This is a genomic window from Cellulomonas sp. URHD0024 (genome assembly GCF_000426185.1).
In the GTDB taxonomy this organism is placed as follows: domain Bacteria; phylum Actinomycetota; class Actinomycetes; order Actinomycetales; family Cellulomonadaceae; genus Cellulomonas.
In genome coordinates, this window is sequence record NZ_AUEW01000009.1 from 100485 (window position 1) to 114758 (window position 14274).

18 protein-coding genes, 1 tRNA gene and 1 pseudogene are annotated in these 14274 nt (G+C 72.0%); 10 read left to right on the plus strand and 10 right to left on the minus strand.

Translation table 11 applies throughout. The features are described 5' to 3' along the window. Positions 1 to 67: 67 nt before the first annotated feature. The 3 genes and pseudogenes from I847_RS27690 to I847_RS26735 all read left to right on the plus strand — a co-directional run. Positions 68 to 166 (plus strand): annotated as a pseudogene (locus I847_RS27690) (DUF2510 domain-containing protein); the annotation flags it as partial. Positions 167 to 358: 192 nt separating this feature from the next. Next, positions 359 to 1450: a hypothetical protein gene (locus I847_RS0110870; RefSeq protein ID WP_231384175.1), complete on the plus strand. Its 1092-nt coding sequence runs from the start codon at positions 359 to 361 to the stop codon at positions 1448 to 1450. 13 nt (positions 1451 to 1463) lie between these two features. Continuing rightward, positions 1464 to 1991, plus strand: a complete 528-nt coding sequence (locus I847_RS26735) for a DUF2510 domain-containing protein (protein ID WP_028049714.1) — start codon at positions 1464 to 1466, stop codon at positions 1989 to 1991. A 79-nt stretch (positions 1992 to 2070) separates the two neighbouring features. Here the strand turns inward: I847_RS26735 and I847_RS0110880 are convergent, their stop codons facing one another. Continuing rightward, on the minus strand, positions 2071 to 2430 hold the full coding sequence (locus I847_RS0110880; protein WP_028049715.1) for a VOC family protein: 360 nt from the start codon (positions 2428 to 2430) through the stop codon (positions 2071 to 2073). Between the two features lie 214 nt (positions 2431 to 2644). Here I847_RS0110880 and I847_RS0110885 point away from each other — a divergent pair. Then, positions 2645 to 2729: transfer RNA gene (locus I847_RS0110885), tRNA-Ser, on the plus strand. A 36-nt stretch (positions 2730 to 2765) separates the two neighbouring features. Here I847_RS0110885 and I847_RS23240 read toward each other — a convergent pair. Beyond that, positions 2766 to 3266, minus strand: coding sequence for a low molecular weight phosphatase family protein (locus I847_RS23240; RefSeq protein ID WP_155856120.1), 501 nt, complete (start codon positions 3264 to 3266; stop codon positions 2766 to 2768). A gap of 83 nt (positions 3267 to 3349) precedes the next feature. Here I847_RS23240 and I847_RS0110895 point away from each other — a divergent pair, with 83 nt between their 5' ends. Together I847_RS0110895 and I847_RS0110900 are read left to right on the plus strand one after the other, a co-directional pair. Then, positions 3350 to 4024 (plus strand): MarR family transcriptional regulator, encoded by a 675-nt coding sequence (locus tag I847_RS0110895; protein WP_028049716.1) that lies wholly within the window; start codon positions 3350 to 3352, stop codon positions 4022 to 4024. A 13-nt stretch (positions 4025 to 4037) separates the two neighbouring features. Continuing rightward, positions 4038 to 4463 (plus strand): arsenate reductase ArsC, encoded by a 426-nt coding sequence (locus I847_RS0110900; protein ID WP_028049717.1) that lies wholly within the window; start codon positions 4038 to 4040, stop codon positions 4461 to 4463. Between the two features lie 38 nt (positions 4464 to 4501). Here the strand turns inward: I847_RS0110900 and arsM are convergent, their stop codons facing one another. Then, positions 4502 to 5266: an arsenite methyltransferase gene (gene arsM / locus I847_RS0110905; protein WP_034610016.1), complete on the minus strand. Its 765-nt coding sequence runs from the start codon at positions 5264 to 5266 to the stop codon at positions 4502 to 4504. Between the two features lie 84 nt (positions 5267 to 5350). Here arsM and I847_RS0110910 point away from each other — a divergent pair, with 84 nt between their 5' ends. From I847_RS0110910 to I847_RS0110925, 4 genes are all read left to right on the plus strand, one after another. Then, a complete protein-coding gene (locus I847_RS0110910; RefSeq protein ID WP_081680788.1) occupies positions 5351 to 5746 on the plus strand; it encodes a metalloregulator ArsR/SmtB family transcription factor in 396 nt (131 codons plus the stop codon). Continuing rightward, positions 5743 to 6258 (plus strand): GNAT family N-acetyltransferase, encoded by a 516-nt coding sequence (locus tag I847_RS0110915; RefSeq protein WP_034609962.1) that lies wholly within the window; start codon positions 5743 to 5745, stop codon positions 6256 to 6258. The genes I847_RS0110910 and I847_RS0110915 overlap by 4 nt, the downstream gene beginning before the upstream one ends. Positions 6259 to 6360: 102 nt before the next feature. After that, positions 6361 to 6624 carry a lipopolysaccharide assembly protein LapA domain-containing protein gene (locus I847_RS23245; protein ID WP_034609963.1) on the plus strand — a complete coding sequence of 88 codons (264 nt, stop codon included), beginning with the start codon at positions 6361 to 6363 and terminating at the stop codon, positions 6622 to 6624. Between the two features lie 190 nt (positions 6625 to 6814). Further along, complete coding sequence (locus I847_RS0110925) at positions 6815 to 7237, plus strand: hypothetical protein (RefSeq protein WP_231384177.1); 423 nt, start codon at positions 6815 to 6817, stop codon at positions 7235 to 7237. Here I847_RS0110925 and I847_RS0110930 read toward each other — a convergent pair. The 7 genes from I847_RS0110930 to I847_RS0110960 form a co-directional block, all read right to left on the minus strand. Continuing rightward, the gene (locus I847_RS0110930) at positions 7234 to 7662 is read right to left on the minus strand and encodes a DUF1801 domain-containing protein (protein ID WP_028049722.1); all 429 of its coding nucleotides are present in this window, start codon (positions 7660 to 7662) and stop codon (positions 7234 to 7236) included. The two genes, I847_RS0110925 and I847_RS0110930, sit on opposite strands and share 4 nt — an antisense overlap. Before the next feature lie 61 nt (positions 7663 to 7723). Continuing rightward, on the minus strand, positions 7724 to 8926 hold the full coding sequence (locus I847_RS0110935; RefSeq protein ID WP_028049723.1) for a TIGR03862 family flavoprotein: 1203 nt from the start codon (positions 8924 to 8926) through the stop codon (positions 7724 to 7726). Between the two features lie 147 nt (positions 8927 to 9073). Then, positions 9074 to 9673, minus strand: a complete 600-nt coding sequence (locus I847_RS0110940; RefSeq protein WP_028049724.1) for a hypothetical protein — start codon at positions 9671 to 9673, stop codon at positions 9074 to 9076. Between the two features lie 91 nt (positions 9674 to 9764). Then, complete coding sequence (locus I847_RS0110945) at positions 9765 to 10073, minus strand: DUF2314 domain-containing protein (protein WP_034609965.1); 309 nt, start codon at positions 10071 to 10073, stop codon at positions 9765 to 9767. A 1-nt stretch (position 10074) separates the two neighbouring features. Next, positions 10075 to 11490, minus strand: coding sequence for a DUF2252 domain-containing protein (locus tag I847_RS0110950; protein WP_028049726.1), 1416 nt, complete (start codon positions 11488 to 11490; stop codon positions 10075 to 10077). 221 nt (positions 11491 to 11711) lie between these two features. Continuing rightward, positions 11712 to 13220 (minus strand): ATP-dependent DNA ligase, encoded by a 1509-nt coding sequence (locus tag I847_RS0110955; RefSeq protein WP_028049727.1) that lies wholly within the window; start codon positions 13218 to 13220, stop codon positions 11712 to 11714. 32 nt (positions 13221 to 13252) lie between these two features. Beyond that, positions 13253 to 14254, minus strand: a complete 1002-nt coding sequence (locus tag I847_RS0110960; protein WP_196804533.1) for an AraC family transcriptional regulator — start codon at positions 14252 to 14254, stop codon at positions 13253 to 13255. Positions 14255 to 14274 lie beyond the last annotated feature (20 nt).

Genomic DNA, 14274 nt, shown 5'->3' on the forward strand with positions numbered 1-14274 from the left:
GAGCCGTCGCGATGACAACAAGATCACACTTCAGCCGCGGCACCCAGGTGCCGATGCCCAAAATACGATGAACACCACTCCTCAGGGCTGGTACCGCGATCCCGCGGACCAGACACGCGTGCGATGGTTCGACGGCCAGACGTGGACGGCGAACAGCCAGCCCGCGCCCGAACCCGGATCCGCGCCGCTTCCGCCGCCTGCGCCGTCCGCGCCGTCTGCGCCGTCTGCGACGACTGCGACGACTGCGCCGTCTGCGCCCTCTGCACCGGCGGCTGCCGACACGGGTGCGGCTCGACCGCGCGCCGCTGTGGCGACGCGGCCCGCTCGCGCCGGGTCCGTGCCGACGCCGCGTGCGTCCGTGCCCCTCGTCATCCCGCTGCTCGAGCCTGACGAGGACGACGAGTACGACGAGTACGACGTGGTCGACGAGCCGACTTCCGAGCCGGTTCAGCCGCCCGTCGACGAGTCGCCCGTCGTGCCCGAACCGCAGTACGGCCCGCCGGTTCCGCAGCCGCCCTACGGTGCACCGGCAGCGCAGCAGCCCTACGGCACACAAGCACCTCAGCAGCCCTTCGGCGCACAAGCACCGCAGCAGCCCTACGGCGCACAAGCACCGCAGCCGCCGTACGGCCAGCCGTCGGCACAGCCGCCGTTCGGACAGGCTGATCCCCACCTCGGCCAGGGGTACGCGCTGCCGAGCCCACCGCAGCAGCTCGCGCCTGCCGCCGGAACGTTCGCTCCCCAGACGCCGGCGCCCCACCAGTACGGCTCCGAGTACGCGCCGCCGGCTCAGGAGGCGGCTCCGTACGCCGCCCAGGCGCCGTTCGGGCAACCGTCCCCGGCGTTCGGGCAGCCCTCGGCACCGTTCGGGCAGTCCCCCGCACCGTTCGGGCAGCCCCCGGCCTCCTTCGGGCCGCCACCGTCGCCGTTCGGCCAGCCCGCCGGCTACCCACCGCCCACGTCCGCGCCCGGTATGCCGCAGCCGACGGGCGGTTGGCAGGGCGGCCCGCAGCAGTGGGACGTTCCGGCCAAGAAGAGCACCGGCAAGACCGTGCTGATCGTCCTGGCCATCACCCTGGGCGCGATGATGCTGGTCGGGATCCTGTCGGCGATCGCCATCCCGGTGTTCCTCAACCAGCGCGCGAAGGCGGAGGCCGCCGGCCTCGGCCTCGACGCGGTGACCTGCGAGCAGGTGGCGGACTACGCCGTCCAGATCTCGGCCGCCGGCAAGGCGCAGGACGCCGGTCCGCTCGTCTCCATGACGGGGGTGTCGCTGGCCCAGGACAACCGCAGCTCCGTCCGGGCGCCGGCCGAGGGCGAGGACCCCGCCTTCGTCATGAGCTGCACGGGCACGGGCGCGAAGCCGGACGGGACCACGGCGCCGGTCACGGCCAACCTCTACATCGACTCGACGCCGGAGAAGCTCGTCGCCTACGCCTGGGACAAGTGACCCGGGACGCACCATGAATGACGCCGCAGCCGGCTGGTACCCGGACCCCAAGGACCCGTCGACGGTCCGCTGGTTCGACGGCCGATTCTGGACCGACCGTCAGGCCCCAGATGCGCCGGTCGCGCCCACGGTGCAGCGCCCGGCGCGTCGTCGCGCCACGGTCCTGGCCGCGACCGGGGCGACCGCGGCCGTCGTCGTCCTCGGCATGCTCGTGGCGGCCGCGGTCCCGGTGTACCGGGAGCAGCACGAGCGCGCCATGCTGGCACCGGTCGCCAAGATGACCTGCGACGAGGTGGCCGACGAGGTGATCACGCTCGCCCGCGGCGAGAAGGGCCTCGAGCCGCTCGAGTCGGTCACGCGCACCGCCGTCGTCCGGGACGGCCGCGACGGTATCCGGGTCCCCGCTGCGGGGGCCGAGGAGTTCGTCATGAGCTGCTCCGGCGTCGGCACCCGGTTCGACGGGTCCGCCGCACCGTTGACCATCGACCTCTACATCGACCACGAGCGCGCGCACCTGCTCTGGTACTCGTGGGACGTCTGAGCAGACGTCCGAGCAGGCGCCCGAGCAGACGTCCGAGCAGGCGCCCGGACCGACGTCGGACCCGACGGACGAGCCGAGGTCAGGCAGTCGTGCCCTCGTACAGGCCGAGCTGGTTGCCCTCGGAGTCCTCGAACGACGCCCACCAGCTCGTCGGGGAGATCTGCGTCTTCTCCTGAACCGTGCGGCCACCGAGCTCCTGCGCCCGCCGGAGCGTGTCGTCGATCGAGTCCACCTCGACGTAGCTGCGGGGCACCAGCAGGTTGCCCTCGCGCAGCCCGAGCCCACCGCCGCTGATGCCGTTCGGGGCGCTCCACATCGGGTAGCCCTCGTAGCCGGGCGACTCCTTGATGTCCCAGCCGAACAGCTCCGAGTAGAACCTCGTCGCCCGCTGGAGGTCGTCTGCCGGGATGTCGATGTGCGTGATGTCGCCGTGCGCCATGGCCTCGCTCCTCGCATGTCGTCGGAGGCCTCACGGGGTGGCGAGGCCCGGAAACCCCACGAGCCTAGGACCGCGAGGGACGGCGCGACATCCCTGCACGGCCGTCGCCGGCGGTTCCTGTCGCCGTACGACGCACGCCGATCCCGCCGTGGCGGCGGCCGTCAGGAGGCGGGATTCGGATCGCTCGCCGACCTCCGCTATCCTCAGTCGGCCGGGAGGATTCGCCTAGTGGCCTATGGCGCACGCTTGGAAAGCGTGTTGGGTGAAAGCCCTCGGGGGTTCGAATCCCCCATCCTCCGCCGGTCGAAGGGCCCGTGAACTGCAGAAGATGCAGGTCACGGGCCCTTCGTCGTGTCCGCACACTGGTCGCCCGGGCTGGCGTCCTGCCGCCGGTGGGCTGCCTGACGAGGGACAGAGTTCCCGGATCGGCCGCGGCACGGAGCCACGTGCGACGAGGACGTCTCGCCGAGCAGGTCTGCGACGAGGGTGTCGAGGTGATCCCGGAGCGGGCGGATGCCGTCGACGTCCCAGGCGGCCGGGTCGGGCAGGGGCCAGAGCTCGACGCGGTGGTGGGCGGGCAGGTCGAGGCCCGGCTTGAGGGCGACGAGGACGTCGGCCCGTGCGGCGAGACCAGCGGTCAGGAGCCGGGGAACCTCGCGGCTGCGGTCGATCCCGATCTCGGCGAGCGAGGCGAGCACCGTCGCGCTGACGGCGGTGTCCGGCTCGGTACCGGCGGACAGGACGGTGACGTCGGAACCGGCGCGCGCTGCGGCGAGGCCGGCGGCGAGCTGGGACCGGCCGGCGTTGTGGACGCAGACGAACAGGAAGGTGGTCATGCGGAACCTTCCTTCGGAGAGGGGCCAGGCTCGGGACGTCGGCATCTTGACCCGTCCACGGTCACTCAGTCAAAATTGTCTCAATGAACACTGAGTGGCATGCCGAGATCGCGCGTCGGGCGGCGACGCACGCGGTGCTGTCCGACCCCGGGCGGCTGGCCGTCGTCGAGCTGCTGTCGCTCGGCGACCACTCGCCGTCCGAGCTGTCGGCCGAGCTCGGCATGGCCTCCAACCTGATCGCCCACCACGTCGGCGTCCTGGTCGAGCACGGTCTGGTCTCCCGCCGCCGCTCCGAGGGCGACCGGCGTCGCACCTACCTGCACCTGACCCCCGACGCCGCGATCGTCCCGGCCGGGTGGACGATGCCTCGGCCCCGGCGGGTCCTGTTCGTCTGCACGGCGAACTCCGCGCGATCCCACCTGGCCGCGGCCCTGTGGCGCCGGACCAGCCCTGTCGCCACGGCGTCCGCGGGCACTCATCCCGCCGTCTCGGTCGCACCCGGCGCTGTGGCCGTCGCCCAACGCCACGACGTGCCGCTGCTCGACGCGAGGCCCCGCCTGTTCAGCGACGTGCGTCGCGACGGGGACCTCGTCGTGACCGTGTGCGACCACGCGCACGAGGAGATCGGCGACGTCGCGGACCTGCACTGGTCCGTGCCCGACCCCGTCCCGGCAGCGGACGACGCAGCCTTCGACGCCGCCTTCGAGGAGATCGCCCGCCGGGTCGACGTCCTCGCCCCCCGCCTCGCCGACGCGTAACCCAAGGAGACCCGTGAGCACCACCACCGACAAGCCCAGCGTCCTGTTCGTCTGCGTCCACAACGCCGGTCGGTCCCAGATGGCCGCCGGCTTCCTCGCCGCACTGTCCGGCGGCGCCGTCGACGTCCTGTCCGCGGGCTCGATGCCCGCGGACAGGGTCAACGTCGTGGCGGTCGAGGCGATGGCCGAGGTCGGCATCGACATCCGAGCCGAGCAGCCCAAGGTGCTGACCACCGAAGCGGTCCAGGCCTCCGACGTGGTGATCACGATGGGCTGCGGTGACGCGTGCCCCTACTTCCCCGGCAAGCGGTACGAGGACTGGGTGCTCGAGGACCCGGCGGGCCAGGGCATCGAGTCCGTCCGACCGATCCGCGACGAGATCCAGCGGCGGATCCTCGTGCTGCTCGACGAGCTCGGTGTAGCGCCCGCGCGGCTCTGACGACGACGGGGCTTCCCGCCTCGACACGCGAGATCAGGTCAGGTCCCCCGAGGCTGCGGGAGCGGCTTGCGTGCGCGGACGACGGCGCCGTGCATCCCGTCGGCGACCTCGTGGGTGAAGGTGACCTCCGCGTCGGTGAAGCCGGCGCGGACCAGGCCGTCCAGGTACTCGGTACGGGACAAGGCGCCAGCGATGCACCCGACGTACGAGCCGCGCTCGGCGCGCTGGTCGGGCGTCAGGCGGTCCTCGGCGACGACGTCCGAGATCCCCACCCGACCACCGGGAACCAGCACCCGGAACGCCTCGGACAGCACCGCCGACTTGTCGGTGGACAGGTTGACGACGCAGTTCGAGATGACGACGTCGACCACTGCGTCGCCCAGCGGCAGGTCCTCGATGGTGCCCTTGAGGAACTCGACGTTCGTCGCGCCCGCCTTGGTCGCGTTCGCACGTGCCAGGTCGAGCATCTCGTCCGTCATGTCGACGCCGTAGGCGAACCCGTCCGGCCCGACGCGCCGGGCCGAGAGGAGGACGTCGATGCCGCCACCCGAGCCCAGGTCGAGCACCCGCTCGCCGGCGTTCAGCTCGGCCACGGCGATCGGGTTCCCGCAGCCCAACGACGCCGCGAGCGCTTCGGCCGGGATGCTGACCGCGTCCTGCGCGCTGTAGAGCCCGGCGCCGAACCGCTCGTCGACCGCGATGGACTCCGGAGCGCACCCGCCCGCACTGCAACAACCGGCGTCGCCGCCCAGTACCGCCGCCAGCGCGTACCGCTGCCGGACCTGCTCACGCACCTCGTCCATCTCGATCTCCATACGTATCGACACTTGTCGATGTCTAACCTGGCGGAGACATCGACATGTGTCAATATCGACAGCGATCGATGCATGCGCGACACTGGAGCGGTGCCCCTGGACCTGCTCCCTGTGATCTCGACGCCCGACGACGCAGCGTGCTGCACCCCGCTCGCCCGTGCCGCGATCACCGAGCAGGACGCAGGTGAGCTCGCGCAGAAGCTGAAGGCCCTCGCCGACCCGGCCCGGCTGCGGCTGCTGTCCCTCATCGCGGCGCACGACGGCGGCGAGGCGTGCGTCTGTGACCTCATCGAGCCCGTGGGACTCTCGCAGCCGACCGTCTCGCACCATCTCAAGTACCTCGTCGACACCGGCCTGCTCGCTCGGGAGAAGCGAGGCGTCTGGGCCTACTACTCGCTCATCCCTGGCGCCCTCGACGCCATCACCCACCAGCTCGGCACCCACCTGACGGCCGGAGCCCTCGCATGACCGAGCAGGAGTCGTCCACCTTCACGATCACCGCGCTCACCGCCGACCACTGGCCGGACGTCGAGCGCATCTACGCCGCCGGCATCGCCACCGGTCACGCCACGTTCGAGGCCGAGCCCCCGACCTGGGAGGCGTTCGACGCCGGCAAGCTCCCCGACCACCGACTCGTCGCTCTCGACGAGCACCGGCGGGTCGTCGGGTGGGCCGCGGCCGCTGCCGTCTCCGACCGGTGCGCGTACTCCGGAGTCGTCGAGCACTCCGTCTACGTGGACCCGTCGGCCCAGGGCCGGGGTGTCGGTCGCGCTCTCCTGCAGGCCCTGGCGGCCAACGCCGAGAGTCGCGGCTTCTGGACGGTGCAGTCGGGGATCTTCCCGGAGAACCGGTCGAGCCTCGCGGTTCACGCGGCCGCCGGGTTCCGGGTGGTCGGCACCCGCGAACGACTCGGCCGGATGACCTACGGACCGCTCGCCGGTCAGTGGCGCGATGTGATCCTCGTCGAGAAGCGGCTCTGACGTCGGAACGGGTCACGCGGGCCCCGACACCCCTAGGCTTCACAGTGGCCCCCGAGGTGGAACCGCACAGAGCTGTCCCGAACGCAGAAGACGGAGACACCGATGACTCAGCAGCAACCCGCCTCGGACGGCGGTCGCCGCAGCGGTGGTCTCATCGCGATCCTGGTCGGTGCTGCGGTCCTCGTGACCTTCGTCCTCCAGAACACCCAGGACGTGCGATTCCAGTTCCTGTGGATCACGTTCACCTGGCCGCTCTGGCTGTACACCATCGTCGTCGCCGTCTTCGGGGCGCTGGTCTGGTTCGGGCTCGGCGTGGTGAGACGCCACCGTCGGCGCGCCGAGCGGCGTGACGACCGGCGGTCGTAGCTCCTCGGTCACCGAGCCCGGTCCGAGCAACCGTGCCGACGTCACGCTGCCCGGTGCCGCGGCGGGAACGGTCGGCCGGCGCCGATCCTCGGGGCGACGTACGTCGGCTGCCCCCGGTCGGCTGCTCGAACGGGTGACGGCACACGGCTTGCTCGACGTAGGCTCGATGCTCGTGGCCACCTTCTCCTCCGTGACGAGACACAACGTCCTCCAGGCGATCGCCGAGTACGACGAGCGTGGCAGCGAGGAGTTCCTCGACCTGTACGGCTTCGAGCCGGTGCTCGGCTACGCGCTGGTCCACGAGGGCCACAGCTACGACTCGCGGGCCGTCCTGGGCGTCGCGCACCGGTTCGCCACGGGGCGTCTCGCCACCGCCGAGGAGTTCCACGGCGGGATGCAGGACGCCGTGATGATCCTGCGCAAACGAGGCTTCGAGGTCACCGTGCCGGCCTCCGCCCCGCGGCCGGTGCCGGTCAAGGCCACGCGCACGCGCACGCCGGCCGCCCGCACCACGACCACCCGCTCCACCGCCGCCCGGGAGGCTCCGGCCGCCATCTGCCCGACGTGCCTGATGACGCTGCCGGCGACGGGCATCTGCGACGACTGCGGCTAGGAGACAGCCTTCTTCACGAGGGCGGTGATCGTCTCGGACTCGGCTCGCCCGATCCTGCGGATCGCGAACGACGTCGGCCACATGTCGCCGTCGTCCAGGTTCGCGACCTGCTCGAAGCCGATCGTGCTGTAGCGCACCTTGAACTTGCTCGCCGGCGACATGAAGAGGCAGACCTTGCCGTCGAGCGCCCAGCCCGGCATGCCGTAGTACGTCTTCGAGGTGAGGCCCGGGGCGTGCTCGCGGACGATCGCGTCGATCGCCTCCGCCATCGCCCGCTCGTCGTCGGGAAGCTTCGCGATCACCTCCGCAAGGGCCTCGTCGAGGTCCTGCTGCTTCTGCGAGGCCTTCCGCTCGGCAGCGGCAGCCTTCATCGCGGCGCGTTCCTCGGCGCTGAACCCGCTCTTCGTGCTCCTGGTCTCGGCCATCCCCCGAACGTAACAAGCCGCATACGACAGGGCCTCCGCACGGCACGCCGTCGGCGCGCTATCACGACCCGAGCCCCGCCAGCGCTCCGCGTGCGGCCACGACGCCTGTGCTGAACGACGCCTGCAGCAGGTAGCCGCCCGTCGGCGCCTCCCAGTCGAGCATCTCGCCCGCGACGAAGGTCCCGGGCAGCCGGCGCAGCATGAGCGACTCGTCCACCTCTGACCACGCGATCCCGCCCGCCGTCGAGATCGCCTTCCCGATCGGCATGGTGTCGGTCACGACGACGGGGACCGCCTTCACCAGTGCGGCGAGAGCCGCCGGGTCGGTGGGCACGGAGCCGTTCGCCTCGCGGAGGAGGGAGATGCCGACAGGGTCCAGCGCGATCGCCCGGCGCAACCAGTTCGACGCCGAGTCCTTGGGTCGACGACGACGCAGCCTCTCGGTGAGCTGCTCCAGGGTCAGGGCCGGTCGTAGGTCGACCTCGACCGTGCACAACCCGTCCGCGTCCAGGGCCTCCCGAATAGCGGCTCCGATCGCGTACACCGGCCCACCCTCGAGCCCGGTCCGGGTCACCATCGCGTCACCGCGGGCCGTGTGCCCGCCGACGGTCAGCGCGACGTGCTTCAGAGGCGTGCCCTGGAACCGGTCCGCGAACGTCGCCGCCCAGCCGACCCGTACCCCGACGTTCGCGGGGCGCAGCGGCGCGACCAGCACGCCGCGACGGGCGAACAGGTCGACCCACGACCCGTCCGCACCGAGCCGCGGCCACGACGCCCCACCGAGCGCGAACACGGTCACGTCGCCCCGGACCTCCCGCGTCGCCTCGTCGGGACCCGTGACCTGCAGGCCGTGCTCGGTCCACCCCGTCCAGCGCTGACGACGCTCGACCACCACGCCCAGCTCGGTCAGCCGGGTGAGCCAGGCGCGGACCAGCGGCGTCGCCCGGAACGACCGCGGGAACACCCGCCCGCTCGACCCGACGAACGTCGGCTCCCCGAGCCCGGCGCACCACTCACGCAGGTCCTGCGGCGAGAACGCGTCGACGATGGGCGCGAGCCGGTCCGCGGACCCGCCGTACCGGCCCAGGAACGGCTCGCGGTCCTCGGAGTGCGTGATGTTCAGCCCGCCGTGGCCCGCCAGCAGGAACTTGCGCGCGGGCGACGGCATCCGGTCGTACACGATCACCGCGACGCCCTCGCGCGCCAGCACCTCGGCCGCGACGAGGCCCGCAGGTCCGCCGCCGACGACGGTCGCCGTGCTCATCGGCCGACCTGGCTGCTGCGCATCGGCCGAACGTACCCGACGCCCAGAGCCGGGGATCGGTCGTCGAGAACAACCTGAGTTGCGCCATGGACGCCGACAACGTGCCTGGAGTTGTTCTCGACCGCCGGCGTGGCGGGAAGAGGAGAGCTAGCCGGTGTTGACCTCCGACCCGCGCTGGATGGCCTGGGCGGCGCCGGTCGTCACGACCGTGATGCTCAGCAGGCGCGCGGCGGCGTCCAACGGTGCGAGCGAGAACTTCTCGATCCACCCGCCGCGCACGAATCGGAACGACCCGCCGGGCGCCGTGACGACGTACCGGTACTCGCGTTCGAGCCCGCCACGTCGGCTGTAGGTCAGGGTGGCGGCGATCTCCAGCCGCTCACCGCGCTCGACGAGCAGCGTCTGGCGACGGCGCCAGAGCCGGTTGTGCACGAGCCGCAGCCCCATGGGCTCGTCGACGTAGTCGAGAATGCCGCGGTGGCGACCGGCCTGCTGAAACTTCTGGAAGCAGTCCGCCGCGATCATCAGCGAGAGCGGAAGGCTCACCGCGAAGGCGATCCAGGTGGGAAAACGGATCCCCCAGTGCTCACCCACGCCGTGGCGCCCCGTCGTGAGCTCGACGGCCAGGAAGTACGCCGAACCGACGAACCACGCGAGGCAGAAGACGCCGAGCAGGACCAGGATCGCCCGGGCCATCCCGTCCCGAAGGCCGGGCCCGAGGACCATCGCCGGCCTGGTCTCGTACACGACAACCCCTCTCGACGGGCTCGGGTCGAATTGTGCCGACATCCGCGCCGGTGCGGTGGGGATTTTCGCGCCGCCGATCTCGTCGTCCTCGTCAGTCGTGGGGGCGGCGGCCGATCGCGATGACGTGCCGGCGCTCGAAGGGGACGGTGTCGCCGGCGCGCAGGCCGTGCAGCTCGGCAGGGTCGCTGTTCAGGGTGCCGACGAGCTGGTCGCCGCCCGTCGTCACCGTCACCCACATCCGCTCCGCGATGCCCGTGGTGGGCTCGAACATCAGCTTGACCAGGTCTCCGGCCCGGACGTCCGCGCGCGCGGCCTCGCTCGGGATCTGGAACGACTCCGGCGAGAGCCGGTGCCGCTCCTCGCCGTCGGCAAGAGTCCACTCGGTGCGTCGTCGGAACATGTCAGACCCCACGCTCGACGGGGAGCCGGCCGGACGCGACGGCCCGGACCAACGCGGCGTGGTCCGCCTCCGTCTGCTCGGCGTAGGCGAGGGCGAACCGGGCCATCGCCACGTCGAGCTTGTCGGAGCGGCCCGCGTAGCCGGCGATCATCGACGCGCCGCTGGTCCGCGCGTGCCCCTTGGCCAGCAGGCGGCCGACGATGGCCGCGTAGTCCGCGAGCGCCGGAGGGTCGATCGCGTCGAGGGCGACCGTCCCCTTCATGTTGCGGAACTGGCGCACGTAGAACTGCAGCCCGCCGACGGTCGTCCAGCCGAGCAGCGGGTCGCTGACGGTCTGCAGCGCCTGCTGGTACTCGACGACGCGCTGACCCTGGTGCGCGTGCCAGGCGCTGTCGCCGTGCACGTGCGGGGCGAGCACCGACCGGCGGGCCTGCTTGAGCTGGAGGAAGACGACGTCGTCGGGACTCGAGCCCTCGAGCAGCGCGATGTACGCGCGCAGACCGACCGACCCGACGCCGACCACCTTGTTGGCGACGTCGACGAGCGTGTAGCCACCGAGCGCGCGCCGCCAGTGCGGTGCGAGCGTGCCCAGGTAGTCGTCGAGCCCCTGGGCGACGTGCGACGCCTCGACGTCGGACAGCCGCGTCAGGAGCGGCGGCTGCTCGACGATCCGCCGGGCGCCGTCGTCCGACGAGGTGGTGAACTTCGGCAGCGCGCGGTCGCTGGTGCGGGTGCGGGCGCGCTTGACCGCACGGTCGATCTCCGCGGCGAGCGTGCCGTGCGGTGCGCGCTCGTGGATGCGGTCGACGTCCAGCCGCTCGAACGAGCGGGCCAGCAGCGGGCGATCGGCGAGGCGGCGGATCTCGTCGCGGTACGCGGCGCTGCAGGAGAGCGCCGCGGAACGGCACGCGTCCTCGGACGCGCTGTTCTGCCGACCCGCCACCCAGATGCTCGCGACGAGCCGTCGCAGGTCCCACTCCCAGGCGCCGGGGTGGGCCTCGTCGAAGTCGTTGAGGTCGATGACCAGGTCACGCTCCGGCGAGGCGTAGAACCCGAAGTTGCCGAGGTGCGCGTCCCCGCAGACCACCGGCGTGATACCCGTCGCGGGAAGCGTCGCCAGGTCGTCGGCCATGACGACGGCCGACCCGCGCAGGAACCCGTACGGTGACGCGGCCATGCGCCCGACCCGGATCGGCACCAGCCAGCCCAGCCGGCCCTGATGGCTCTCCTCGATCTGCGCGACGGGGTCACGGTCCGCGGGCGACCAGTCGCCGAGTGCCGACCGCGGCACCGACCCCCGCAGCGCGCGGCCCGTCGCGTAGCGCACCTCACGCGTCGCGGGCCGCCGACGCAACGACGCGTAGTCGCTGCTGTCGGCGCTCTGCAGGACCACGTGGCCGCTCGGCGATGCCACCATCCGTGCCTCCTCGAGCCCACCTTCGGTCCTCCCCGCACGGTAGCGCTCGCACCCGAAGGTGAACATCGCGAGAACGACCCCGCCGACCGGAGCCGAGGAAATCCGGACGAAACGCACAATGTGCGACTGTCGGATCACGCCCCCGGGGCCTTGGTTCGAGCGCTGCTCCCGGGGCCTCGGGGTGCTTGCGCCGAGGGGCAGTCGTGGCGCACGGTGCGGACCTAGGTGACGTACGACCGCACGGTCTCGATCGTGTCGGCCTCGGCGGCGGTCTTGTCGTCGCGGTAGCGCAGGACGCGCGCGAACCGCAGGGCGACGCCGCCCGGGTAGCGCGACGACCGCTGGAGGCCGTCGAACGCGATCTCGACCACCTGCTCGGGGCGCACGTGCACGACGTACCCGTCGGTCGGGCTGTCGGCGAGCTCCGTGAACCGCTCCGTCTGCCACGCCAGCATCTCGTCGGTCATGCCCTTGAAGGTCTTGCCCAGCATGACGAACCCGCCGGCGGGGTCGCGGGCGCCGAGGTGGATGTTGGACAGGAAGCCGCGCCGACGCCCTGAACCCCGCTCGACCGCGAGGACGACGAGGTCGAGGGTGTGCCGCGGCTTGACCTTCACCCACCCGGCACCGCGACGTCCGGCCTCGTAGAGAGCGGTCGACGACTTCACGACGACCCCCTCCTGCCCCGCGGCGACGACGGACGCGAACCGCGAGGCCGCCTCGTCGACGGACGACGTCACGAGACGCTGCACGGCCCACGGACCGGCCACCGCATCCAGCGACGCCAACCGGGTCAGCAGCGGGGCGTCGAGCAGGTCGACGCCGTCCACGTGCAGGCAGTCGAAGAAGAACGGCGTGAGGACCACGTCGGTCGGGGCCGACGCGGACCGGGACGCGGTTTCCTGGAACGGTCGCGGCCTCCCGTCCGGGCCGACCGCGAGCGCCTCACCGTCGAGGACCAACGACGACGCCGGCAGCGAACGCGCGATCGTCACGATCTCCGGCACCCGCGCGGTGATGTCGTCCAGCGATCGGGTGAACACGCCGACCTCGTCGCCACGCTTGTGCACCTGGATCCGGATCCCGTCGAGCTTCGTGTCGACGACGACCGGTGGCACCAACGCCGAGAGAGCGGCGGCGACGTCCGGTGCGGACTGCGCGAGCATCGGCCGCACCGGCCGCCCGACCTCGAGCCCGAAGGCCTCAAGGGCCGCCAGAGGGTCGGTGGACCCGAGCGCCGCCACGGCGACGGGTTCGGTCGCACCTGCCAGCATCGCCGCCCGACGGACCGCGTCCGCAGGCACCCCGGCCGCCTCGGCGACCGCCTCGAGCAGTAGCGCGTCCAGCGACCCCTGCCGCAGCTCCCCGGTCACCAGCCCGCGCAGCATCGCCTGCTCCGGCCCGGTCGCGGCCGAGAAGAGCTGGTCCGTGAGCTCACTGCGTGCGGTCGAGGACCCCGGCCCGGACAGCAGAGACATCCGCTCGAACGACAGATCCACGTCCTGAACCGTCAACGACGCCTCCACAGCAGGCGCGGGAAGGTCCGCCAGCGACCGCCACCCCAGCCCGGTGCGCCGCTGCCGCAGCTCGCCGCCGAGGTAGCGCGACACGATCGGGACGTCGGACGCCGGGGTCCGCGCGAGCAACGCAGCGAGCAAAGACCGCTTGGCCAACCGGGAGCGCGTGGCCGCGACCGACGCAGAGGTCGACGCGAGCTCGGCGAACAACATCCCCGCATCCTCGCGCGAACCACCCACAAGGGCTACGACAAGGAACGAGCGCGCCACGCGGTCGGCGACACCCCGAAGTGCCGCTTGAACGCTCGGCTGAAGGCCTCCTCGGCGTCGTACCCGACGCGACGGGCGACCGCGAGCACGCCGAGGTCCGTCGTCGCCAGAAGGTCCTGTGCCACGTGCATGCGCCACTGCGCGAGATACCGGATCGGCGAGCGCCCGAGCACCTCCCGGAACCGCGCGTCAAGGGCGGACCGCGACACCAAAGAGACTCCAGCGAGGTCGGTGACGGTCCACCTGCGCGCCGGCTCCGCGTGCATCGCGGCCAGCGCAGGGACGAGCACCGGGTCGCGCAGCGCCGCCGCCCAGCCACGGTCGACGGCAGGCGCCGAGGCCAGGTGCAGTCGCAGCACCTCGACCAGCAACAGCTCCGGGAGCCTCGTCGGAACTCCCAACGACCCCGCAGCCGACGACGCGAGCGCGTACTCGATGTTCGCGCGCACCCACTCCGCTCCCGCGCCGGGCGGTGGCGTCACGACGAACACCGGCGGCAGCGCCCGCAGCGACGGCTCGAACAGCGGGTCGCGACTGTGCAGGTACCCGCAGACGACCCCGGTGAGCTCGCCCTCGACGCCCAGGTGCAGGACCGGCATCTGGGTCCACGGCGGCGGGGGCATGAACGAGCTGATCGGCACCACCTCCGCGTCGGTGACCCCGCCCATCCGGTGCTGGTCGCCGTAGGGCAGCACGATGACGTCCCCGGCCGTCGCCCAGTGCTTCGGACCGCCGCCCACGGAGACCCAGCACGTCCCGGACGCGACCACGTGGAACAGGACGACGCGGTCGCTCCCGGGCCGCAGCATGTTGGCCGTCACCGAGCCGCTCATCGACTCGTACGTCCACGGCTCGCGGTACTCCGCCCGCAGGAACACGGCGCCCTCGAGGCGGAGCCGGTCGAGCGAGAGGCTCAGCGTGGCGTCCGGATCGGGTGCTCCGGGTACGCGGTCATGGTCCGCGGCGGTACTCCGCACGAGGCTGATCGTGTCATGAG